This is a genomic window from Microbacterium tenebrionis (assembly GCF_020682665.1).
GTDB lineage: Bacteria > Actinomycetota > Actinomycetes > Actinomycetales > Microbacteriaceae > Microbacterium > Microbacterium tenebrionis.
Map to the genome: position 1 here is coordinate 332,438 of NZ_JAGTTM010000003.1, position 22,037 is coordinate 354,474.

General features: G+C 68.7%; 18 protein-coding genes and 1 pseudogene. 13 read left to right on the plus strand and 6 right to left on the minus strand.

All coding sequences use genetic code 11. The features are described from left to right. Nucleotides 1–81 precede the first annotated feature (81 nt). Genes KEC56_RS10755 through murJ form a run of 3 tightly spaced genes read left to right on the plus strand, consistent with a single transcriptional unit; the run spans nucleotide 82 to nucleotide 3,625 of the window. Nucleotides 82–1,350, plus strand: coding sequence for an RNA polymerase sigma factor (locus KEC56_RS10755; RefSeq protein WP_227530934.1), 1,269 nt, complete (start codon nucleotides 82–84; stop codon nucleotides 1,348–1,350). Continuing rightward, entirely contained in the window at nucleotides 1,350–2,042 is a 693-nt protein-coding gene (locus KEC56_RS10760; protein ID WP_227530935.1) for a coenzyme F420-0:L-glutamate ligase, read from the plus strand. Before KEC56_RS10755 ends, KEC56_RS10760 begins: the two co-directional genes overlap by 1 nt. Beyond that, nucleotides 2,042–3,625, plus strand: coding sequence for a murein biosynthesis integral membrane protein MurJ (murJ, locus tag KEC56_RS10765; RefSeq protein ID WP_227530936.1), 1,584 nt, complete (start codon nucleotides 2,042–2,044; stop codon nucleotides 3,623–3,625). Before KEC56_RS10760 ends, murJ begins: the two co-directional genes overlap by 1 nt. A 22-nt stretch (nucleotides 3,626–3,647) precedes the next feature. Here murJ and KEC56_RS10770 read toward each other — a convergent pair whose 3' ends face one another. Beyond that, nucleotides 3,648–4,673, minus strand: a complete 1,026-nt coding sequence (locus tag KEC56_RS10770; protein ID WP_227530937.1) for a sugar-transfer associated ATP-grasp domain-containing protein — start codon at nucleotides 4,671–4,673, stop codon at nucleotides 3,648–3,650. Nucleotides 4,674–4,771: 98 nt separating this feature from the next. Here KEC56_RS10770 and KEC56_RS10775 point away from each other — a divergent pair, with 98 nt between their 5' ends. After that, nucleotides 4,772–5,476, plus strand: coding sequence for an alanine racemase C-terminal domain-containing protein (locus tag KEC56_RS10775; RefSeq protein ID WP_227530938.1), 705 nt, complete (start codon nucleotides 4,772–4,774; stop codon nucleotides 5,474–5,476). After that, on the plus strand, nucleotides 5,477–6,496 hold the full coding sequence (locus KEC56_RS10780; protein ID WP_227530939.1) for an alanine racemase: 1,020 nt from the start codon (nucleotides 5,477–5,479) through the stop codon (nucleotides 6,494–6,496). 49 nt (nucleotides 6,497–6,545) lie between these two features. Here the strand turns inward: KEC56_RS10780 and KEC56_RS10785 are convergent, their stop codons facing one another. Next, nucleotides 6,546–6,764, minus strand: a complete 219-nt coding sequence (locus KEC56_RS10785) for a DUF7455 domain-containing protein (RefSeq protein WP_175986229.1) — start codon at nucleotides 6,762–6,764, stop codon at nucleotides 6,546–6,548. 183 nt (nucleotides 6,765–6,947) lie between these two features. Between KEC56_RS10785 and KEC56_RS10790 the strand changes: the two genes are divergently transcribed. Next, on the plus strand, nucleotides 6,948–9,038 hold the full coding sequence (locus tag KEC56_RS10790) for a DNA gyrase/topoisomerase IV subunit B (protein WP_227530940.1): 2,091 nt from the start codon (nucleotides 6,948–6,950) through the stop codon (nucleotides 9,036–9,038). A gap of 23 nt (nucleotides 9,039–9,061) precedes the next feature. Here KEC56_RS10790 and KEC56_RS10795 read toward each other — a convergent pair whose 3' ends face one another. Further along, nucleotides 9,062–11,506: a DNA gyrase/topoisomerase IV subunit A gene (locus tag KEC56_RS10795; protein WP_227530941.1), complete on the minus strand. Its 2,445-nt coding sequence runs from the start codon at nucleotides 11,504–11,506 to the stop codon at nucleotides 9,062–9,064. Between the two features lie 43 nt (nucleotides 11,507–11,549). Between KEC56_RS10795 and KEC56_RS10800 the strand changes: the two genes are divergently transcribed. After that, nucleotides 11,550–12,677, plus strand: coding sequence for an alkaline phosphatase family protein (locus KEC56_RS10800; RefSeq protein ID WP_227530942.1), 1,128 nt, complete (start codon nucleotides 11,550–11,552; stop codon nucleotides 12,675–12,677). A 33-nt stretch (nucleotides 12,678–12,710) separates the two neighbouring features. Here KEC56_RS10800 and sepH read toward each other — a convergent pair whose 3' ends face one another. Continuing rightward, complete coding sequence (gene sepH, locus KEC56_RS10805; protein WP_227530943.1) at nucleotides 12,711–13,763, minus strand: septation protein SepH; 1,053 nt, start codon at nucleotides 13,761–13,763, stop codon at nucleotides 12,711–12,713. Between the two features lie 198 nt (nucleotides 13,764–13,961). Between sepH and KEC56_RS10810 the strand changes: the two genes are divergently transcribed. Beyond that, nucleotides 13,962–14,255, plus strand: coding sequence for a DUF4193 domain-containing protein (locus KEC56_RS10810; RefSeq protein ID WP_227530963.1), 294 nt, complete (start codon nucleotides 13,962–13,964; stop codon nucleotides 14,253–14,255). Nucleotides 14,256–14,313: 58 nt separating this feature from the next. Here KEC56_RS10810 and KEC56_RS10815 read toward each other — a convergent pair whose 3' ends face one another. Next, nucleotides 14,314–14,787 (minus strand): DUF3093 domain-containing protein, encoded by a 474-nt coding sequence (locus KEC56_RS10815; RefSeq protein ID WP_227530944.1) that lies wholly within the window; start codon nucleotides 14,785–14,787, stop codon nucleotides 14,314–14,316. A 24-nt stretch (nucleotides 14,788–14,811) separates the two neighbouring features. Here KEC56_RS10815 and dut point away from each other — a divergent pair, with 24 nt between their 5' ends. From dut to dxs, 5 genes are all read left to right on the plus strand, one after another. Continuing rightward, on the plus strand, nucleotides 14,812–15,267 hold the full coding sequence (gene dut, locus KEC56_RS10820) for a dUTP diphosphatase (protein WP_372456272.1): 456 nt from the start codon (nucleotides 14,812–14,814) through the stop codon (nucleotides 15,265–15,267). Then, on the plus strand, nucleotides 15,264–15,857 hold the full coding sequence (locus KEC56_RS10825; RefSeq protein ID WP_227530946.1) for a DUF3710 domain-containing protein: 594 nt from the start codon (nucleotides 15,264–15,266) through the stop codon (nucleotides 15,855–15,857). Before dut ends, KEC56_RS10825 begins: the two co-directional genes overlap by 4 nt. After that, entirely contained in the window at nucleotides 15,854–16,585 is a 732-nt protein-coding gene (locus KEC56_RS10830; protein ID WP_227530947.1) for a DUF3159 domain-containing protein, read from the plus strand. The genes KEC56_RS10825 and KEC56_RS10830 overlap by 4 nt, the downstream gene beginning before the upstream one ends. 150 nt (nucleotides 16,586–16,735) lie before the next feature. Continuing rightward, complete coding sequence (locus KEC56_RS10835; RefSeq protein ID WP_227530948.1) at nucleotides 16,736–19,567, plus strand: aconitate hydratase; 2,832 nt, start codon at nucleotides 16,736–16,738, stop codon at nucleotides 19,565–19,567. A 143-nt stretch (nucleotides 19,568–19,710) separates the two neighbouring features. Next, the gene (gene dxs, locus KEC56_RS10840; protein WP_227530949.1) at nucleotides 19,711–21,651 is read left to right on the plus strand and encodes a 1-deoxy-D-xylulose-5-phosphate synthase; all 1,941 of its coding nucleotides are present in this window, start codon (nucleotides 19,711–19,713) and stop codon (nucleotides 21,649–21,651) included. A gap of 15 nt (nucleotides 21,652–21,666) precedes the next feature. Here the strand turns inward: dxs and KEC56_RS10845 are convergent. Continuing rightward, a pseudogene (locus KEC56_RS10845) lies at nucleotides 21,667–22,037 on the minus strand (hypothetical protein); the annotation flags it as partial.

A 22,037-nucleotide genomic window follows, 5' to 3' on the forward strand; every position in this document is an offset into this window, starting at 1 on the left:
CTTGCGCTGCGGACTTGACAAGGGTCTTACTAGTGTCCGAAATGTCCCGGGGCTGCGCGCCCGCCCCGTGAAAGGCGAAACGTGACTCCTGCCGCGACCAAGAACACCCGGACGAAGAAGACGACGGCCGAGCCTGACGTCGACGCCGCAGCCGCGGAAGAGACGGCCCCCGCCGAAGAGACGGCCGCCGCCGACAAGACAGCCGCGAAGAAGCCTGCCGCGGCGAAGAAGCCGGCGGCCAAGAAGGCTCCCGCACGCCGCAAGAAGGCGGACGACATCGTCGATCAGGCTCAGGCCGAGGCCGACGTCGTTCCCGAGGACTCCGAGGAGGAGGACAAGAAGCCGGTCTTCACCGAGCCGCTGCCCACCGGCGCGATCGTCCTGACCTCGAAGGACGAGGACGACGTCCCCGTCTACTCGACCCAGATCACCGGCGCGACAGCCGACCCGGTCAAGGACTACCTGAAGCAGATCGGAAAGGTCGCGCTGCTGAACGCGGCCGAAGAGGTCGAGCTCGCGATGCGCATCGAGGCGGGTCTGTTCGCCGAGGAGAAGCTGTCGGCGATGTCGGCGGCCGAGAAGACCAGCCAGCTCGGGCTCGACCTGCAGTGGGTCGCCCGCGACGGTCAGCGCGCCAAGAGCCACCTGCTCGGCGCGAACCTCCGCCTCGTCGTCTCGCTCGCCAAGCGCTACACGGGCCGCGGCATGCAGTTCCTGGATCTGATCCAGGAGGGCAACCTCGGTCTCATCCGCGCCGTCGAGAAGTTCGACTACACCAAGGGCTTCAAGTTCTCGACCTATGCGACCTGGTGGATCCGTCAGGCGATCACGCGCGCCATGGCCGACCAGGCCCGTACGATCCGCATCCCGGTGCACATGGTCGAGGTCATCAACAAGCTCGCCCGCGTTCAGCGGCAGATGCTGCAGGACCTGGGCCGCGAGCCCACCCCCGAGGAGCTCAGCCGCGAGCTCGACATGACGCCCGAGAAGGTCGTCGAGGTGCAGAAGTACGGCCGTGAGCCCATCTCGCTGCACACTCCGCTCGGCGAGGACGGTGACAGCGAGTTCGGTGACCTCATCGAGGACACCGAGGCCGTGGTCCCGGCGGATGCCGTCGGATTCACGATGCTGCAGCGTCAGCTCGAGCAGCTGCTCGACTCGCTCTCCGAGCGCGAGGCCGGCGTGATCCGCATGCGCTTCGGCCTCGGCGACGGCCAGCCCAAGACCCTCGACCAGATCGGCGACACGTTCGGCGTCACGCGCGAGCGGATCCGCCAGATCGAGTCGAAGACGATGGCGAAGCTGCGCCACCCGAGCCGCTCGCAGTCGCTGCGGGACTACCTCGAGTGATGCAGCCGAACGACGGCAAGGCGCTCGAAGCGAGCGTCGACGGCACGAGCTACGCGCGCATCCCGCTGAAGACCAGGGTCGTCATGCCCGATGACGACCTGGATGCCGTGATCACCGAGTACGCCGCGGACGCGGTCGAGCCGGGGGACATCCTCTTCGTCACCGAGAAGATCGTCGCGATCACGCAGGGGCGCTCCTACCGCCTCGACGAGATCCAGCCCCGGAGGCTCGCGCTGTTCCTCTCGAAGTACGTCACGCGCACTCCGCACGGGATCGGCCTCGGCATGCCGGAGACGATGGAGATGGCGTTGCGGGAGTGCGGCACGCCGCGCATCCTGTTCGCCGCAGCCGTGGCCGCCGTCACGAAGGCGTTCGGCCGCAAGGGCGACTTCTACCGCATCGCCGGCGACAAGGCCCGTGCGATCGACGGCCCGACCTCGGGGACGATCCCGCCCTACAACCAGGCCGTCGTCCTGGGTCCGACCGACCCGAAGGGCGTCGCAGCTCACATCAAGACGCTGATCGGCGGGAAGGCGGACGTCGCCGTCGTCGACATCAACGATCTCGGCGGCAACATCCTGGGTTCGACGCTCGATCGTGCCGGCGAGGATCGTCTGGTCCGCATCCTGAAGGACAATCCGCTCGGACAGGGGCACCAGTCGACCCCGATGGGCATCATCCGCGCCGCCTGATGGGGATCGGACGCGCCAGCGCTGTGATCGCAGCCGGGACCCTGGTGTCCCGGCTCACCGGTCTGCTGCGCGCCGTCGTGCTCGTGGCGGCGATCGGCTCCGTCGGCAAGGCGTCCGACGCGTTCGCGGTCGCGAATCAGCTGCCCAACAGCATCTACCAGGTCATCTCCGCCGGAGTCCTCACCGGTGTGATCGTGCCTCAGGTCGTCAGGGCCAGTGCGCAGAAGGACGGCGGCCATGCCTTCCTCGCGAAACTGCTGACCCTCGGCACGATCATCGTCGGCTCGATCACCCTCGTGGCGACGATCGGAGCGCCGCTGCTGATCGACCTGTACGCCCCGGGCTTCGGCCCTGAGCAGTCGGCCCTGGCGGTCCGCTTCGCGTACTGGTGCGTGCCCCAGCTGTTCTTCTACGGGATGTTCGCGCTGCTGGGGGAGATCCTCAACGCCCGCCGCGTGTTCGGCCCGTACGCGTGGGCGCCGATCATCAACAACATCGTCTCGATCGCCGGATTCGCACTGTTCATGGTCCTGTTCGGCCAGAGCCGTGCAGGTCTCGATGGCTGGAGCACCGAGATGATCACGCTGCTGGCGGGGGCGGCGACCCTCGGCGTGGTCGCGCAGACCGTGGTGCTGCTCCTGTTCTGGCGCCGGATCGGCATCCCGCTGCGACTCGACTTCCAATGGCGCGGCATGGGCCTCGGCCACATGGGAAAGCTCGCGTTCTGGACGTTCCTGACCACGCTCGCCGGTCAGGTGGTCGGGCTCGTGCAGTCCAGGGTGATCACTCCCGCGTCGGGGGAGAACGCGTCTGTCGCGGCATCCCAATACACCTGGCTCGTCTTCATGGTCGCCTATTCCACGATCGTCCTCGCAATCGGCACTCCGTACTTCACCCGGATCAGCGAGCACGCGGCCGCCGAGAAGCACGAGGATCTGCGCGAGACGGCCCGACAGGCGATCCGGATCCTCGGGCTGCTGGTGATCGTCGCGACGGCCGCGATCGCGGTCGCCTCGGTCCCGGCGGCGCGGATCTTCAGCAGCTCGGCCGACGAGGCGGTGCTCATAGCGCCCGTCCTCCTCGCCTACCTGGTCAGCCTGCTGCCCCTCGCCGTCCTCTTCATCGTCCAGCGCACGTTCTACGCCTACGGCGACGCGCGCACTCCGTTCGTCTACACCCTCATCCAGGCGGCGCTGCTCGTCGTGCTGACTCTCGTGGTCGCCGTAACGACGCCGCTCGAACAGCGTGCGGCGATGGTCGCGCTCGCTCAATCGGTGGCGAGCACGGTTCAGACCGTCATCGCGGCGGTCATGCTCAGGCGGAAGTTCGGCTCGTTCGGTCTCGGAGGCACGATGCTGGCCCTCGGACGCTTCGTCCTGCTCGCGATTCCGGCCGCCGGCGCGGGGTGGGGGCTCTTCCTGCTGATGGGGAGTGTCGACGGCTGGATGCTCGGCGGCATGCTGCAGGGCGCGCTGGGAGCGGCGCTCATCGCCGGTGTCACGGGCATCGTGTTCGTCGCGCTACTGGCGCTGTTCCGCGTGCCGGAGCTGACGACCGCGATCCGGATGCTGCGCCGCCGCTGACGCGCGCAACCGTCCGGAGCGGTCAGAAACCGATCGCGGCGCGGTAGCGCGGTTTGTTGCCGGTGCGGATGCCCGAAACCGACGGCTTGTTCTCGTACACGCCCGCACCCCAGTTGCCCTCGACGAGCACAGGGCCGTCCGGGCCCACGACGATGTCCCAGCCCACGTACTGGATCTGCGGAACGACCCGCGCGACGGTGTCGACGAAAGCGACCACCTCGTCGAACAGGGGCAGCTGGAAGTCCGCGATGCGGAAACCGGAGTCCGGGTGGTCGACGTGCACGTGGCCGTGCGAGTCGTAGCCGGCCGAGCGGGCGTGCCCGGTCTCGGGGTCGAGCATCGTGTAGAAGCCGCCGAAGGACATCTGATCGCTGACCTCGCCGCGGCCGAACTTCTGCGCGACGGCGAGGATGTGGGTCTTCTGGCCGTCGAAGAACGCGGTCACCCGAGTGGTGTTCACGGTCCCCGGGCAGACGGCCGCGAGGTCGTCGTGCTGCGAGATGACCTGCTCGATCACGACCTCGCCGCGCTCGAACAGTCCGCTGTGGAACCCGGCCCAGTCGGAGACGTCGGCCGCGTGATAGCGCTTGACGCCGCTGCCGGCCTGCCCCATGCGGGTCTTGGCGATGATCGTGCCGTGCTTGCGGGTGAACTCCTCGAGCTCCGCCGCGTTGCCGGCGGTCACTTCGAGCCATTCGCGGCGCAGGTACTCGTCGAAGACGCGGTTGAACTCGAGCTTGTCGTGGAAGATGTGACGGTACGGCTCGGCGTCGTAGCGCTGCGAGAGCTGGTTCGACACCGGGTGCGTCATGTAGGTCGCGCGCTCGGCGGCGGTCAGCATCGCGAAGTCGTAGTCGACGTAGTCCTGGAACCCGACGTTCTTGGATGCCGCGCTCCAGAGCATGTCGACGACCACGAGCGGAACAGCCTTGCCGTGCTGATCGCGCACCTCGCGGGCGCGCTCGAACACCGATCCGACATCGATGCGGCGAGCGCGGTCAATGAGGTATCGCAGGCGGGGCATGACGCCGAGGCCCTGGGCAGGCATTGATTCTCCAGATTCGTCGCGGACTCTCCATTCTAGGCGGACCGCTCCTACGAGACCGCTTCACAGGCCGCGCAGCCGATGGCCCGTAGACTCGACGGGTGGTCATTCCTCGCAGCACGGCGACGCGCGCCGTGATCTCCCGCTCTGCCCTGGCCGCACACGCGAAGAGCCTCGTCGAAGACGGCGGCCGCGTCGCCGATCTGCGCAGGGACGCGTACGGGCACGGCCTGCTCACCGTGGCGCGAGAGGTGCTGCTCGCGGGTGCGGACAGCGTGCGCGTCGATGACGAGGACGCGGTGCGGATGCTGAGCGCCGAGGGCCTCAGCGCGAGCGCGACGACCGAGCCGGACATGGACCCGGCGGTGCTGTACGGCTTCCCGGCCGAGACCGGCACGCACCAGCGCCCGGCGATGCGCCTGACCGGGCGGGTGATGTCCACCAAGCCGCTGCGCCTGGGCGAGGCCGTCTCGTACGGCTACACGCACCGCGCGGAGCGGGACACGACGGTCGCGCTCGTGACGGGCGGATACGCGCAGGCCGTCGTGCGGGCGCTCGGCAACCGCGCTCACGTCGAACTGAACGGGCGTGCGCACCCGATCGTCGGGCGCGTGGCCATGGACGTGTGCGTGATCGACCTGGAGTCGCCGGATGCCTCAGCTGACGAAGGCGACGAGGTGACCTATTTCGGGGGAGCGGGCCCTGCGCGAGGCTTCCTCGCGGAGTGGATGTCGGCGACCGGGCTCACTGCAGCGGAACTCGCCTGCGCTGCAGGGCTCCACGCCACGAGGACCGAGGAGGACTGAATGCCCGCGCGCCTCGAGATCAGCACGAGCATCTTCCGCGACAACGTCAGGGCCGTCATGGCGCGCGTCGCGCCGGGCGACATGATGCTCGTCACCAAGGACGACGCCTACGGGCACGGTCTGGAGTGGGCGGTGCGGGAGGCGCATGCCGTCGGCGCGCGCTGGATCGGGTCCTACGACGTGCCGTCGGCGCTGCGGGTCCGGGCCCTTCTGCCCGACGTCCGCATCTTCGCGTGGGAGACGTCGTCGGCCGATGAGGTCGCCGAGGCGATCCGGGCCGGCGTCGATCTCGGCGTCGGCACAGCCGGGTATCTGCGACGCGTCATCGACGAGGCGGAGCGGAGCGGGCGCCGTGCCCTGGTCCACCTGAAGATCGACACGGGGCTGCATCGCAATGGCATCCGGCCTGAGAACTGGGCAGATGCCGTCACCGAGGCGCGGCGCGCCGAGGATGCCGGTCTGCTCCACGTCGCGGGGGTGTGGAGTCATCTCGCGGAGGCGAGTGATGACGAGGACGACGCCGCGAGGGGCGAGTTCGCCCACGCCGTCGCCGTCCTCCGGGACGCCGGCGGGACGCCGGAGCACCTGCACCTGACTGCGTCCGCCGCATCCTGGGCGCGTCCCGAGCTGCGCGGGACGCTCAGCCGGATCGGCGCCTTCTGCTACGGCGTCCGCTCCGCGGACGGCCCCGAACTCGATGGCATCAGGCCCGCCGCATCGCTTCGTGCCGACATCGTGGACGTGCAGGACGATCGCGTGAGGATCGACGTGGGAGCGCTGGACGGGCTGCCCTCGAATCTGGCCGGTGCGGTCCTGGGCGGACCGGACGCGCCGCGGATCCTGCGCGTGGACGGGACCTGGACGGAACTCACCAGCTGGGCAGGGGCTTCAGCAGGCGACGGCGTCACCGTGTTCGGCGGGGACGGGCCGAGCGCGACCGACCTGGCCGAGCGCATCGACACGGTCGGCGAGGAGATCCTCACCCGCGTCTCGCCGCTGGTTCCCCGCAGATACAGCTGACGCCCGGAGCCTGCGGCCCGGGCGTCGGATCTGCGATCGACGGCGTCTGTCAGACGGCATCCACCAGGCGAGCCGTCTCGTCGTGCCACGACGTGGCGATGCTGCGGAGCTTCTCCTCGTACTTGCGCCCGTGGTGAGCGCAGAACAGGAGCTCCGAGCCGTTGACCTCTGCGGCGATGTACGCCTGTGCGCCGCACGAGTCGCAACGGTCCATGGCCGTCAGTCGGTACTCGACGGTGGAGGTCTCACGTTCGGTTGTCGCGTTCATCTGGGTGCCTCCTCGGGTATCGGCTTGTCGTTCGGGAATGTGCTCAATACAACCACGCCGGGCTGGGAGTCATGCCCGGAAGACGGCGTGTTTCGCTCACCGCGTACGCGGCGGCCCCGGGTCCAGGCGCACAGGGGAGTGTCTGCGGGCCGGCAGGTGCATGCGCGAATAGAATCGATCCTTGTGACCGCCGAGTATTCCGCCCACCATCTTCAGGTGCTTGAAGGGCTCGAAGCGGTCCGCAAGCGTCCAGGCATGTACATCGGGTCGAACGGTTCGCCGGGCCTCATGCACTGCCTGTGGGAGATCATCGACAACGCCGTGGACGAGGCCGTCGCCGGCAACGGCTCGCGCATCGACACGATCGTGCACCCCGACGGCAGCGTCGAGGTGCACGACCGCGGTCGCGGCATCCCCGTCGACATCGAGCCGCGCACGGGTCTGACCGGCGTCGAGGTCGTCTACACCAAGCTGCACGCGGGCGGGAAGTTCGGCGGCGGCTCGTACGCCGCCTCAGGCGGTCTGCACGGCGTCGGCGCCTCGGTCGTGAACGCTCTCTCCGAACGGCTCGACGTCGAGGTCGACCGCGGCGGCAAGACGTACGCGATGTCGTTCCACCGCGGTGAGCCTGGTCTCTTCCAGGATTCGGGCGAGAAGCGCCCGGATGCGCCCTTCACACCCTTCGAGAAGAGCAGCGAGCTGCGCGTGGTCGGCAAGGCGCCCCGCGGGGTCACCGGCACCCGTGTGCGGTACTGGGCCGACCGTCAGATCTTCACCAAGGACGCGGCGTTCCAGCTCGGCGAGCTCGAGACGCGAGCCCGCCAGACCGCATTCCTCGTGCCGGGACTCGAACTCGTCATCCGCGACGAGCGCGAGACCGCCGAGGGCGGCGAGGTGAAGGAGACGTCGTTCCACTACGACGGCGGGATCTCCGAGTTCGTGGACTACCTCGCGATCGACCCGCCGATCACCGACACCTGGCGCATCCAGGGCTCCGGAACCTTCAAGGAGACGGTTCCGGTCCTGCAGCCGGATGGGCACATGGTCTCCACCGAGGTCGAGCGCGAGTGCCGCGTGGACCTCGCGATGCGCTGGGGAACCGGGTACGAGACGGTGACCCGGTCGTTCGTGAACATCATCGCCACGCCGAAGGGCGGCACGCACCAGCAGGGCTTCGAGCAGGAGCTGCTGAAAGTCCTGCGCGCCCAGGTCGAGCAGAACGCGCGGCGTCTGAAGGTCGGCAATGACAAGCTCGAGAAGGATGATGTGCTCGCGGGGCTGACCGCGGTGCTCACGGTCGAGGTTCCCGAGCCGCAGTTCGAGGGCCAGACCAAGGAGGTGCTCGGCACTCCCGCCGTCCGTCAGATCGTCGCCCAGGTCCTGCGCAAGGAGCTCGGCGCCCGGTTCAGCTCCACCAAGCGCGACGATAAGAACCAGGCCAGCCAGCTGCTGGACAAGGTCGTCTCGGAGATGAAGGCGCGCGTGTCCGCCAGGGCGCACAAGGAGACCCAGCGGCGCAAGAACGCGCTGGAGTCCTCGTCGCTGCCCGCCAAGCTCGTCGACTGCCGTTCGAGCGACGTCACCCGCAGCGAGCTGTTCATCGTCGAGGGCGACTCGGCTCTGGGGACGGCCCGTCGCGCCCGCAACAGCGAGTTCCAGGCGCTTCTGCCCATCCGAGGCAAGATCCTCAATGTACAGCGGGCGTCGATCGGGGACATGCTCTCCAACGCGGAGTGCGCCGCGATCATCCAGGTGATCGGAGCGGGCTCCGGACGCACCTTCGACATCGAGCAGGCCCGCTACGGCAAGGTGATCCTGATGAGCGACGCTGACGTCGACGGCGCGCACATCCGCACGCTGCTGCTCACGCTGTTCTTCCGCTACATGCGTCCGCTGATCGAGGAGGGCCGCGTGTTCGCGGCCGTGCCGCCGCTGCACCGGGTGATCGTGATCAACCCCGGTTCCAAGCCCAACGAGACCATCTACACGTACACCGAGCAGGAGCTGCACGCCCTGCTGGCGAAGCTGCGCAAGCAGAACAAGCGCTGGCACGAGCCGATCCAGCGGTACAAGGGCCTCGGCGAGATGGATGCCGACCAGCTCGCGAACACCACGATGGACAAGTCGGGCCGCCTGCTCCGCCGTGTGCGGATGGAGGATGCCGAGGCCGCCGGCCGGGTATTCGAGCTGCTGATGGGCAACGAGGTCGCCCCGCGGCGCGAGTTCATCATCGAATCGTCCGACCAGCTCTCGCGCGAGTCGATCGACGCCTGAGCTGCGGGCGCAGGCCGTGAGGCTCAGGCGCCGAGCTGCGTCCCCACGGAACCGATGACGGCGTCCAGCGGCTGACCGGATCCGTCGCGCTTCGCACCGGACTCCGGAAGGGTGCGGGAGGCCCCGTCCGTTCCGACGGCGAGGGCATCGGCGGGGCCGGCCCACGCCAGGCGCAGCCGATCCTCGCCCTTGAGGAACGCGTGCGCACGCACACCGCCGGTCGCGCGTCCCTTGGCGGGGAACTCCGTGAAGGACGAGACCTTCGCGCGTCCGGCATCCGTCCCGGCGATCGTGCCGTCCGCGCCCGAGATCGTCACGACGATCGCATCCTCGACGTTCGCGACGACGGAGAAGGCGATGACGTCCGCGCCCGAGCCCAGCTTGACGCCGGCCATGCCGCCTGCCGGCCCGCCCTGCGGGCGAACGGCCGATGCCGAGTAGTGCAGCAGCTGAGCATCCGAGGTGACGAAGACGATCTCGGCAGCATCCGGGGCGGATGCCGCGCCGACGAGGGCGTCTCCGGCCTTGAGTCCGATGACCTCGGTCTCCGGGCGCACAGGAAGAGCGCTCGGCACGATCCGCTTCACGACACCGGTGCGCGTGCCCATCGCGTACGGCGTGTCGTCGTCGAAGCGCAGCAGGCCGATCACACGCTCGCTCTTGTCGAGCAGGCCGATGTAGTCGCGCAGGGCGACGCCGGCCGACAGGTGCACCGACGACGACGGCACGGACGGGAGGTCGACGGGGGAGAAGCGCAGCACGCGGCCGGCGCTGGTGACCGCGCCGATCTCACCACGGGTCGTCGTCGCGATCGATGCCAGGACGGCGTCGTGCTTGCTGCGGCGAGCCGCCGGTGCCAGCACCTGACCGTCGGCGAGATCGACGCGCACGGCCTTGCCCGTGGTGGACAGGACCACGACGGTCGGGCTGTCGGCGATCTGCAGGTCGACCGGCCCCTTGGTGCTGCGCGCCTTCGGGGGAGCAGCGTTGAGGAGCAGCGTGCGCCGGGGCGTGCCATGCGCCTCGGCGGCGGCATCCAGCTCCCTGGCGACCTGGGCGCGCAGCAGCTGCTCGCTCGCCAGCAGCTCGCGCAGCTCGGCGATCTCGGCCTGCAGCTTGTCACGCTCGGCCTCGAGCTCGATGCGCGAGAACTTCGTCAGTCGGCGCAGCCGCAGCTCGAGGATGTACTCGGCCTGCAGCTCCGACAGGTCGAACACCTGGCGCAGTCGACTGCGCGCCTGATCCGAGTCGTCGGAGGAGCGGATGACCTGGATGACCTCGTCGATGTCGAGGATCGCGATCAGGAGCCCCTCGACGAGATGCAGACGCTCTTCACGGCGCGCCAGGCGGAAGCGGCTGCGACGCGTGATCACCTCGAGGCGGTGGCCGACGTAGACGCTCAGCATCTCCTTGAGCCCGAGTGTGCGGGGCTGACCGTCGACGAGGGCGACGTTGTTGATGCTGAAGGAGTCCTCCAGCGGAGTCAGCCGGTACAGCTGCTCGAGGACGGCGTTCGGGTCGAACCCCGTCTTGATGCCGATCTGCACGCGCAGACCGTGCTGCCGGTCGGTCAGATCGTTGACGTCGCTGATGCCCTGCAGCTTCTTCGCCTGGACGGCATCCCGGATCTTCTCGATCAGCCGCTCCGGCCCGACCATGTAGGGCAGCTCGGTCACGATGATGCCGGTGCGCCGCGGGCCGATCTGCTCGACGGACACCTTGCCGCGCACACGCAGCGCGCCTCGGCCGTTCGCGTAGGCGTCCTTGACGCCGTCGAGGCCCATGAGGATGCCGCCGGACGGGAAGTCCGGGCCCGGCACGTATTCCATGAGCTCTTCCGTCGTGGCATCCGGGTTCTCGAGCAGGTGGATGGCCGCGGCGACGACCTCGATGAGGTTGTGCGGGGCCATGTTCGTGGCCATGCCGACGGCGATGCCGCTCGCGCCGTTGACGAGCAGGTTCGGGAATGCGGCCGGCAGAACCGATGGCTGCTGGAACTGGCCGTCGTAGTTGGGCACGAAGTCGACGACATCCTCGTCGAGGCTCTCGGTGAGAGAGAGCGCCGACGCCGCGAGACGCGCTTCGGTGTAGCGGGACGCCGCCGGTCCGTCATCCAGCGAGCCGAAGTTGCCGTGACCGTCGACGAGCGGGACGCGCAGCGCGAAGTCCTGCGACAGGCGCACGAGCGCGTCGTAGATCGCCGAGTCGCCGTGCGGGTGCAGCTTTCCCATCACCTCGCCGACGACGCGGGCGCTCTTGACGTGCCCGCGGTCTGGACGCAGACCCATCTCGGCCATCTGGTACAGGATGCGGCGCTGCACGGGCTTGAGGCCGTCGCGTGCATCGGGGAGTGCTCGGGAGTAGATCACCGAGTAGGCGTACTCGAGGAACGAGCCCTGCATCTCGCCTTCCAGGTCGATGTCCTGGATGCGCTCCTCGACGGGCTCGGCTGATTCGGTGCGGGGCATGGACTTCCTGGAACGTCGCGGAGCCTGTGAAAGACTGACTCGGGTGTCTTCGATTCTACCGATCACCTCTGCCACGGCCCGGCATATCAGCGGGGTGGCGGCCGACCTGCTCGGTGCTCTGCGTGGCGGGACGGGATCCCTCGCACCGGCGCGTTCTGCCGTGATCGTCGTCGTGGACGGGCTGGGCGCCATCCAGCTGCGCGCGCATGCGGGGCATGCCCGTCGGCTGACGGCGGGAGTGGGCCGGAAGGACGTCGCGCACTCCGTCTTCCCGAGCACGACGGCCTCGGCCCTCACCTCGCTGCTGACGGGTGCCGACCCCGGCAGCCATGGTCTCGTCGGCTACCGCGTGCTCGACAGAACCCGCGACCGCCTGGTGAACCTGCTCTCCGGATGGGAGAGCGATCACATCGACCCGCTCGCCTGGCAGCCCCGCCCAACGATCTTCGAGACGGCTGCGGCAGGCGGGAACCCCGCGTACGCGATCGGACTGGCCGCCTATGCTCGCAGCGGATTCTCCCAGGCGACCCTCCGCGGCGCCGAGTTCGTGGGGGTCGCCTCGGCCGCCGAGCGCCTGAGCGTCGCCTACCAGTTGGCGGCGGACGTCCCGGGATCGCTCATCTACTGCTACGTGCCGGAGATCGACAAGGCCGGGCACCGGTACGGCGTCGATTCGCCGGAGTGGATCGCGGCGCTCGAGGATGTCGACCAGGCGCTCGCGCCGCGTCCTCCTGCGGGTGCGGGCGTCCTCATCACCGCTGATCACGGCATGGTCGACGTGCCCGCGCACCGTCAGGTGGTGCTCGACGAGGGCGACGGCCGCCTGGACGGCATCCGCCACATCGGCGGAGAGCCCCGCATGCTCCACGTCTATCTCGAGCCCGACGCCGATCCCGTCGCAGCGCTCGAGCGCTGGCGCGTCCTCAGCGAGGGCGACGCCGATGTCCTCTCGCGCGCAGAGGCGATCGCGGCCGGACTCTTCGGCGCCGAGGTGACTGATGCCGCGCAGGCGCGGATCGGCGACCTGCTCGTCGCCGCACGCGGCAACAAGGCCTTCTACGACGGGACGGCTGAGGACCAGCGTTCACGCGGCATGATCGGTCAGCACGGATCGGTCACGCCGGAGGAGCGGCAGGTGCCGTTCATCCGCAGGGGTGCTTTCGCAACCTGAAGGGCGGAGTCCTCCGCGGCTCAGGCTGCAGGGTCAATCGTCGGTTCGCGCGCCGAAGACGATCTCGTCCCAGGACGGCATGGCGTTGCGGCGCCGGCGGCGTCCGCCGGAGTCCTGTGCGGACTCATTCGCCGCCGGGCGCTCCTCGGGGACCTCAGGCTCGTCGTCGGGTTCGTCGAGAGCGTCGAACAGCGCGATCGGGCTGGACGTGCGCGCGGGCGCGGCATCCTCGTCGAAATCGTCGACGATCGGCGCGCTCTCGCGCTGACCACGCCGACGCCGCAGGGCCTCGAGCAGGTCGGCCGTCTCGGCGCTCGTGGTGGTCTGATCGGGCGCACGGTTGATCGCGGCGGCCTGGGCGGCAGGGCCCGAGCGCTCGGGAAGCGACGGCTCCTCGACCTCGGCCTCGGGTGCCGGCAGCAGCCGAGGCCCGAAGGCGCCGGAGTCGAACCTGCTGTCGTCCTTGTACGGGGACTCCGTCTTCGCCGTATCCACCGCGCGCAGCCGCGGGATGAGCCCGTCGGGGAGCGAACCCTGACGGGAGAGCTGCGTCGCATCGGCGTTCAGCGGCGAGAGCACGCTGCGTCGCGGGTCGAAGCTCCAGCGGGCGTCATGGGTGACCTCGCTCGCGGTGAACTCCAGCTTGATGATCCAGCCGGATTCCTCCTTCCAGCTCGCCCAGCGCTCGGCTTCGGCCGCGACGTCCGAGAGCTTCGCACGGATCGCGGCACCGAATGTCGGCTGCGCATCGGGCTCGACCTCGCTGCCGATGAGGACCGGGACGGCGAGCGCCTGACCGACGACGTGCTCGCGTTCGGCGAGCACGGGGCCCTCGAAGCGCTCGACCAGTTCGACTCCGACCCCGAGCAGCTCGGCCGTCTCGGCGGCCGAGAGACCGGAACGGATGTGCGCCTGGATCTCGCGCGGGCTGACGGTGACGCGCGGCTTCTCATCGTCGTCGCGACGGCGGGCCCGGCGGATCTCGCGGTGCAGCACATCGTCGATGGCGAGCGCGAACCGCTCGCCGGAACCGGTGGCGAGGATCAGCAGGTCGTCTTCCGTGCCGACGATCGTGACGTTTTCCATGCGAATGCCCCTCTGATGGCTGTCCGTTCATGGTGCCACGCAAGGTCGGGCGGGAACGGGAATACACCGGGCGCGCCGTCAGTTTGATCAGTGACGCGAAGCGGCATTTGCCAAACGTGCCGTCATCGTGCAAACTATGGCCGCCGCTTACCCGACGGCGCACCGCCCACTAGCACCATGAAAGTGGAGATCTACCGCATGGCAACCGATTACGACGCCCCCCGAAAGAGCGAAGACGACTCCGAGTCGATCGAAGCCCTGAAGGAGCGTGTGCCGGACAAGCTGTCCGGCGCGACCGGGGATGAGGACTCGGACAACCCGTCCAGCTTCGACCTCCCTGGTGCAGACCTCTCGGACCTCGAGCTCGACGTCGTCGTGCTGCCCGCACAGCAGGACGAGTTCACCTGCATGAGCTGCTTCCTCGTGAAGCACCGCTCGCAGCTGGACCACGAAGGTTCAGACGGTCCCATCTGCAAGGAGTGCGCTGCCTGACCGCAGCCGCGCTGACGTTCATGCGCCCCGGCCCCTCGGGCCAGGGCGCATCGTCGTCTCAGCGGGCGTCGGCCTCGGCCTCGCGGATCGCAGCTGCCAGCCGGTCGGGCGTCCGCGTGGAGATCGTCCAACTGGGCACAGGATCGTCAGGGTCGGTGTTCTCCACGACCACCACGCCGTCGATGCCGCCGCGGAGCAGGTGCCAGCCGCGGGCCGGAAGACCGGTGCCGCGCGCCGTGCGTGCTTCCTCACCGGTGTGCTCCGTCACATCGCCGAGCCAACGCGCATCGATCTTCGCGCGGCCCGCGTGCAGGGTGGTCCCCTCGATGCGGATGGCCGGAGAGCCCGCGATGAGTGCCACGATCAGCGCGAGCGCCGCAGCGACGCCGATGAGCAGCGCGAGCAGAGAGCCGAGCGGCGTGAACGTCAGCATCACCATGGGCGCTGCGACGGCGGCCGTGACGAGCATCCACAGGCTCGGCGACAGCCGCTCTCGATAGCGGCTACGGGATTCGGCGGTGGGGTTCTGCATTAGCCTCGTGGGGTGAGCGATTGCATTGATCTCCCCATTATCGCGTCTGTCCTGCCCGCATACGCGCACCCCGGCGACGCCGGTGCGGATCTCGTCGCGGCCGAGGCCGTGCGCCTCGAGCCGGGGGAGCGGGCGCTGGTGCCCACCGGCGTGCGGATCGCGCTCCCGGACGGCTATGCCGCGTTCGTCGTCCCGCGCAGCGGCCTCGCAGCCAAGCACGGCATCACGATCGTGAACGCGCCAGGCACGGTGGATGCCGGCTATCGCGGCGAGATCAAGGTGAGTCTGCTCAACACCGACAGCTCGAGCGCGTACGATGTGGCGGTCGGGGACCGGATCGCGCAGCTGATCATCATGCCGGTCACCCGGGCGAGATTCATCCCGGTCGACGAACTCGACGACAGCGTGCGCGGCGCTTCGGGCTTCGGCTCGACGGGGTACCAGGCGCAGAGCGCCGACCAGGTAGGAACCACGAGATGACTGAAGAAGAGACCACCCAGCCGACCTCCAAGTCCGCTCCGGCGAACCGTGCGAGCGAAGGTCCGTTCGACGAGTCCGAGGCCAACCCGGTCCGGCCGTACATCGACCTCGGCGGGATCAAGATCCTGCCCCGCGAGGGGTTGAACCTGCGCCTCGAGGTCGAAGAGCAGTCCAAGCGCATCGTCGCGGTCGGTCTCGACTACGCCGATTCGTCGCTGCAGGTGCAGCCGTTCGCGGCACCCCGCACGCTCGGCCTCTGGCACGAGACCCGGATGCAGCTCGTCGACCAGGTCCGTCAGCAGGGCGGGCGCGTCGAGGAGCGCGAGGGTCCGCTCGGCAAGGAGCTCCTCGCCGAGGTCCCCGGCCCCGCCTCCGAGGGATCGAACCTGCACCTGGCGCGCTTCGTCGGTGTGGACGGCCCCCGCTGGTTCCTGCGCGGCGTCATCGGCGGCGCTGCCGCGTCGGACCCCGAGGCGGCAGCCAAGGTCGAGGACCTCTTCCGCTCGATCGTCGTGGTCCGTGGCGGCTCTCCGATGCCGCCGCGTGATCTGATCCCGCTGAAGATGCCCGCGACTCCGGGCTCGGCGTGACCTCCGACGATCGGACGCCCCCGCCGGCATCCGCATCCGACATCATCGGAGCGGCCCTGGGCGGTGCGGCACGCAAGGCGGGGCTCGACCCTGCCGAGGACGCCAGCACTCAGAAGGTCGTCTGGTCCGCCATGGGCGGGTGGCGCGGCATCCTGGAATCCGTTCTGCCGAGCCTCGCCTTCGTCACGCTCTTCACGATCAGTCCCGAACCGCTCATCCTCTCCCTCGGCGTCTCGGTCGGACTCGCCGCGGTGTTCACGATCGTGCGTCTGACCCAGAAGTCTCCGCCGTCCGCGGCTCTCGGCGGGCTCATCGCCGCTGCTGCGGCGGCCGCACTCGCACTGTTCACGGGCCGCGGCGCGGACAACTTCGTCCCCGGCCTCATCACCAACGCCGTGTACGGCACGGCGTTCCTCGTCTCCGCGCTGATCGGCTGGTCGCTGATCGGGATCGCCGCCGGGTTCCTCATGGGGGATTCCACGGGCTGGCGCTCCGACCGCCGCAAGCGCCGCGCGTTCCGCTGGCTCGCGATCGCCTGGGCGGCGCTCTTCTTCGCGCGCCTCGCCGTGCAGCTGCCGCTGTACCTGACCGATCAGGTCACGGCGCTCGGAACCCTCAAACTCGTGATGGGGCTGCCGCTGTTCGTGCCCCTCATCGCCGTCACGTGGCTGGTGGTCCGGGCGCTGTATCCCCGCGCGTCGACGGAGGAACCGGCATCGCAGCCGTGATAGATTTATCTTGACATCAAGATAAATTACGGTCTTCCGCCGCGGCCGGCTCAGGCGCACACTGTTAGGTGCACCTTGCTAGCCGCGGGCGGTCCGGGCGAGCAAGATGGAAGCGCCTGTCGCTCCCACAGATGAGAAGGAGACGGATTCGTGTCCACGGTGAACAGCTTCGGTGCCAAGAGCACCCTGACGGTCGGCAGCACCGACTACGAGATCTTCAGGATCGACACGGTTCCCGGCTTCGACAAGCTGCCGTTCAGCCTGAAGGTGCTCCTGGAGAACCTGCTCCGCACCGAGGACGGTGCGAACGTCACCAAGGAGCAGATCGAGGCGCTGGGATCCTGGGATGCTTCCGCCGAGCCCAACACGGAGATCCAGTTCTCCCCGGCCCGCGTGGTCATGCAGGACTTCACCGGTGTGCCCTGCATCGTCGACCTCGCCACCATGCGCGAGGCGGTCACCGCCCTCGGTGGCGACCCGAACAGGATCAACCCGCTCTCGCCCGCCGAGATGGTCATCGACCACTCCGTGATCGCCGACCTGTTCGGCACCGAGAACGCCCTCGAGCGCAACGTCGAGATCGAGTACGAGCGCAACGGCGAGCGCTACCAGTTCCTGCGCTGGGGCCAGACCGCGTTCAACGACTTCAAGGTCGTCCCGCCTGGCACCGGCATCGTCCACCAGGTCAACATCGAGCACCTGGCGAAGGTCATCTACGACCGCACCAACGGCGGCGTCCTGCAGGCCTACCCCGACACCTGTGTCGGCACCGACTCGCACACGACCATGGTCAACGGCCTGGGCGTGCTCGGCTGGGGCGTCGGCGGCATCGAGGCCGAGGCCGCGATGCTCGGCCAGCCCGTCTCCATGCTCATCCCGCGCGTGGTCGGCTTCAAGCTCACCGGCGAGATCCCCGCGGGGGTCACCGCCACCGACGTGGTCCTCACGATCACCGAAATGCTGCGCAAGCACGGCGTCGTCGGCAAGTTCGTCGAGTTCTACGGCGCGGGCGTGGCATCCGTGCCGCTCGCGAACCGCGCCACGATCGGCAACATGTCGCCGGAGTTCGGTTCGACCGCCGCGATCTTCCCGATCGACGACGTCACGACCGACTACCTGCGTCTGACCGGCCGCGACGAGCAGGCTATCGCCCTCGTCGAGGAGTATGCGAAGCTGCAAGGTCTGTGGCACGACGCGGACAACGAGCCCGTCTTCAGCGAGTACATGGAGCTGGATCTGGGCACCGTGGTGCCCTCGATCGCCGGCCCCAAGCGCCCGCAGGACCGCATCCTCCTCTCCGAGGCGAAGACGCAGTTCGAGCGGGACATCGTCAACTACGCCGAGCCGTCGACCTCGGACGACATCGTCGACCTCGAGTTGATGCTCTCGTTCCCGGCATCCGACCCAGGTGCAGCGCCCGGCGACGAGGAACACGACCCCCACCCCGTTCACATCTCCAGTGGCGTGGAGGGCACCTCCAAGCCGGTTCCGGTGACCACCCCTGACGGCGAGAGCTACATCCTCGACCACGGCGCGGTGACCCTGGCGGCCATCACCTCGTGCACGAACACGTCCAACCCGTCGGTCATGATCGCCGCCGGCCTCCTGGCGCGCAAGGCGCGCGAGAAGGGCCTGAAGCAGAAGCCGTGGGTCAAGACCACGCTCGGCCCCGGTTCGAAGGTCGTCACGGACTACTACGAGAAGTCCGGCCTCGACAAGGATCTCGAGGGCCTCGGCTTCTACACGGTCGGCTACGGCTGCACGATCTGCATCGGCAACTCCGGTCCGCTGATCGAAGAGGTCTCGACGGCGGTCAACGAGCACGACCTCGCCGTCACGGCAGTCCTCTCCGGAAACCGCAACTTCGAGGGACGCATCAGCCCCGACGTGAAGATGAACTACCTCGCATCGCCGCCGCTCGTGGTCGCGTACGCGTTGGCCGGTTCCATGCACTTCGACTTCGAGGCGGATGCCCTGGGCACCGACACCGACGGCAACGACGTGTTCCTCAAGGACATCTGGCCCGCTCCGGCCGAGATCCAGGACATCATCGACTCGTCGATCTCGCGCGAGCAGTTCATCAACCAGTACGCCACCGTGTTCGACGGCGACGAGCGCTGGAAGAACCTGCCCACGCCGACGGGCCCGGTCTTCGAATGGGACCAGGACTCGACGTACGTCCGCAAGGCGCCGTACTTCGACGGCATGTCGATGGACCTCACCCCGGTCACCGACATCACCGGCGCGCGCGTCATGGCGACGCTCGGCGACTCGGTCACGACCGACCACATCAGCCCTGCCGGAAACATCAAGATCGGCACGCCCGCGGCGAAGTACCTCGAGGAGCACGGCGTGCGCCAGAAGGACTTCAACTCGTTCGGCTCGCGCCGAGGCAACCACGAGGTGATGATCCGCGGCACGTTCGCGAATATCCGTCTGAAGAACCAGCTCGTCCGTGCCGTCAACGACGGCGTCGAGGTCGAGGGCGGGTTCACCCGCGACTTCACGAAGCCGGATGGTCCGCAGTCGTACATCTTCGACGCCTGCCAGAACTACCAGGCGGAGGGCATTCCGCTGGTCGTCTTCGGCGGCAAGGAGTACGGCTCCGGCTCGTCGCGCGACTGGGCGGCCAAGGGCACGAGCCTGCTGGGCGTCAAGGCGGTCATCACCGAGAGCTTCGAGCGCATCCACCGCTCGAACCTGATCGGCATGGGCGTCGTCCCGCTGCAGTTCCCCGCCGGCGAGAGCTGGGAGTCGCTGGGACTCGACGGCACCGAGATCGTCTCGATCACCGGTCTCGAGGAGCTCAACAACGGAACCACGCCCAAGACCGTCCGCGTGACGGCCGAGCCGAGCCAGCACTCGCCCGAGGGCAAGCAGACGGTCGAGTTCGACGCCGTCGTCCGCATCGACACACCCGGTGAGGCCGACTACTACCGCAACGGCGGCATCCTGCAGTACGTGCTGCGTTCGCTGGTCTGACACCGCAGGAGGGGTTCGGATGCTCGGGCATCCGGGCCCCTTCCGCGTTTCCCGCTCGGGGTATTCCCGGCTGCCGGCGGTAGCATCGAGAGGTCGTCCTCCATCCCGTGAAGGCGATCGGTGAAGACGTTCAGGAGGTGCTGATGCCCATTCTTCCCGGCATCACCGGACCGCGCGATCTCGACCGGCTGAGCACGTCTCAGCTCACGACGCTCGCCGGCGAGATACGGACGTTCCTCGTCGAGAACGTCTCGCGCACGGGTGGGCATCTGGGCCCCAACCTCGGCGTCGTCGAACTGACGATCGCGTTGCATCGGGTCTTCGAATCGCCCGACGACCCGATCATCTTCGACACCGGGCATCAGTCGTATGTGCACAAGCTCCTGACCGGCCGCCAGGACTTCTCCGCCCTGCGCGTGCGCGGTGGACTCGCCGGCTACCCCCAGCGCAGCGAGAGCCCGCACGACGTCGTCGAGTCCTCGCACGCGTCCAGTTCGCTCAGCTGGGCCGACGGCGTCTCCCGTGCGCTCTCGGCCACCGGCCGCGACGACCGCCACGTGGTCGCCGTCGTCGGCGACGGCGCGCTGACGGGCGGCATGACGTGGGAGGCGCTCAACAACATCACCGACGACAACGACCGCAACCTCGTCATCGTCGTCAACGACAACGGCCGCTCCTACGCGCCGACGATCGGCGGCATGTCCCGGTACCTGAATCGCGTGCGCACGGCCGCGGCCTACAAGGACCTGCACCACCGCTCGGACCGGCTGTTCCGTGCGTTCGGACCGGTGGGACGTGCTGTCTTCCGCGGCGTCCGCGGCGGAACGCACGGGTTCCTCTCGCGCTTCACGAACAACGAGGCGCTCTACTCCAACCTCGACATCAAGTACCTCGGACCCGTCGACGGGCACGACATCCGGGCGCTCATCGAGACGCTCGAACTGGCGAAGTCCTACGGGGCGCCCGTGATCGTGCACGCCATCACCGAGAAGGGCCGCGGCTATCAGCCGGCGCTCGACGACGAGGCCGATCAGTTCCATGCCGTCAACCGGATCGATCCGGCCACGGGCGAGTCCCTCGGCTCGAGCAGCACGGGATGGACCGATGTGTTCTCCGACGCGCTCGTCCGCGTCGGGGAGCGAGACCCCCGCGTGATCGCCATGACCGCCGCCATGCTGCGTCCGACCGGACTCGCACCGTTCGCCGAGCGGTTCCCCGATCGCGTGTACGACGTCGGCATCGCCGAGCAGCACGCGGTCGCCTCGGCCGCCGGTCTCGCGTTCGGCGGCCTGCATCCCGTCGTCGCGCTGTACGCCACGTTCATGGGGCGCGCGTTCGACCAGGTGCTCATGGACGTCGCCCTGCACAAGGCAGGGGTCACCTTCGTCCTCGACCGCGCCGGGGTCACCGGTCCAGACGGTCCGAGCCATCACGGCATGTGGGACCTCGCGATGCTGCAGATCGTTCCGAGCATCCGGATCGCCGCGCCGCGCGACGGGGTGCGCCTCGCCGAGGCTCTGGACGAGGCCGTCGCCGTGGATGACGCACCCACCGTGATCCGATTCCCCAAGGGTACGGTCGCCGACGACATCGATGCGATCGAGCGGCTGGACGACGGCGTGGACGTGCTCTCGCGCGGTGAGAGCGAGGACGTCCTCATCGTGGGCATCGGTCCGTTCGCGGCCCTCGCGATGGACGTCGCGGCGCGGTTGCGTGCACAGGGCATCGGTGCGACGGTGGTGGACCCGCGCTGGGCGATCCCCGTGCAGCCCTCGATCGTCGAGCTCGCAGCGCGGCACCGCCTCGTGATCACCCTCGAGGACGGCATCCGCGTCGGAGGCATCGGCACCCGCGTACGCCAGGTGCTGCGCGAGGCGGGCATCGACACCGCCGTCGACGAGCTGGGTCTTCCCGACGAGTTCATCGATCACGCCTCGCGCGATCAGATCCTGGCGGATGCCGGGCTCACCGCGCCGAAGATCGCGCAGGACGTCGTCGCCCAGGTGCTCGGTACCCGCATCCCGGTCGCTCGCAACGCGGGGGAGACCGGCGCGATCGATCTGCCTCTGCACGAGCGCCGCTGAGGCCGATCGCGCCGCTCAGTTCAGGGCGTGCAAGGCCGCCACGGCCTCGTGGTGACGGTCGCCGGCGCGCATCGCCTGCGAGAGCAGATGCCCGTCGGTCAGCGCGTCTCCGGTGATCATGACGGAGAGCACCTCGACGCCGCACGCGTGCAGGGTCTTCTCGGCGCACTCCTGGAGCACGCGGATGCCCAGCTCGGAGTTGTGCGGCAGCTCGTCGCCCTCGAGCGTGCGGATGACGTCGCGCAGCGCCGCACCGACGATGTTTGAAGCGCCCTGGCTTTGTTGGAGACTCCTGACTTTGGAAACGAGGATGGGGTCATGGTGTCGAATGAGGGATCTGGGAAGCCGACCATGCGTCGGTATTCGCCGGAGGAGAAGGCCGCAGC

What these genes read in the sequence shown, in the direction of transcription:
- KEC56_RS10825 (WP_227530946.1), top strand. Translation starts at nt 15,264, where the DNA reads ATGACTGAAGAAGAGACCACCCAGCCGACCTCCAAGTCCGCTCCGGCG.
- KEC56_RS10785 (WP_175986229.1), bottom strand. Translation starts at nt 6,764, where the DNA reads ATGAACGCGACAACCGAACGTGAGACCTCCACCGTCGAGTACCGACTG.
- murJ (WP_227530936.1), top strand. Translation starts at nt 2,042, where the DNA reads ATGGGGATCGGACGCGCCAGCGCTGTGATCGCAGCCGGGACCCTGGTG.
- KEC56_RS10795 (WP_227530941.1), bottom strand. Translation starts at nt 11,506, where the DNA reads ATGCCCCGCACCGAATCAGCCGAGCCCGTCGAGGAGCGCATCCAGGAC.
- dxs (WP_227530949.1), top strand. Translation starts at nt 19,711, where the DNA reads ATGCCCATTCTTCCCGGCATCACCGGACCGCGCGATCTCGACCGGCTG.
- KEC56_RS10780 (WP_227530939.1), top strand. Translation starts at nt 5,477, where the DNA reads ATGCCCGCGCGCCTCGAGATCAGCACGAGCATCTTCCGCGACAACGTC.
- KEC56_RS10815 (WP_227530944.1), bottom strand. Translation starts at nt 14,787, where the DNA reads ATGCAGAACCCCACCGCCGAATCCCGTAGCCGCTATCGAGAGCGGCTG.
- sepH (WP_227530943.1), bottom strand. Translation starts at nt 13,763, where the DNA reads ATGGAAAACGTCACGATCGTCGGCACGGAAGACGACCTGCTGATCCTC.
- KEC56_RS10810 (WP_227530963.1), top strand. Translation starts at nt 13,962, where the DNA reads ATGGCAACCGATTACGACGCCCCCCGAAAGAGCGAAGACGACTCCGAG.
- KEC56_RS10760 (WP_227530935.1), top strand. Translation starts at nt 1,350, where the DNA reads ATGCAGCCGAACGACGGCAAGGCGCTCGAAGCGAGCGTCGACGGCACG.
- KEC56_RS10770 (WP_227530937.1), bottom strand. Translation starts at nt 4,673, where the DNA reads ATGCCTGCCCAGGGCCTCGGCGTCATGCCCCGCCTGCGATACCTCATT.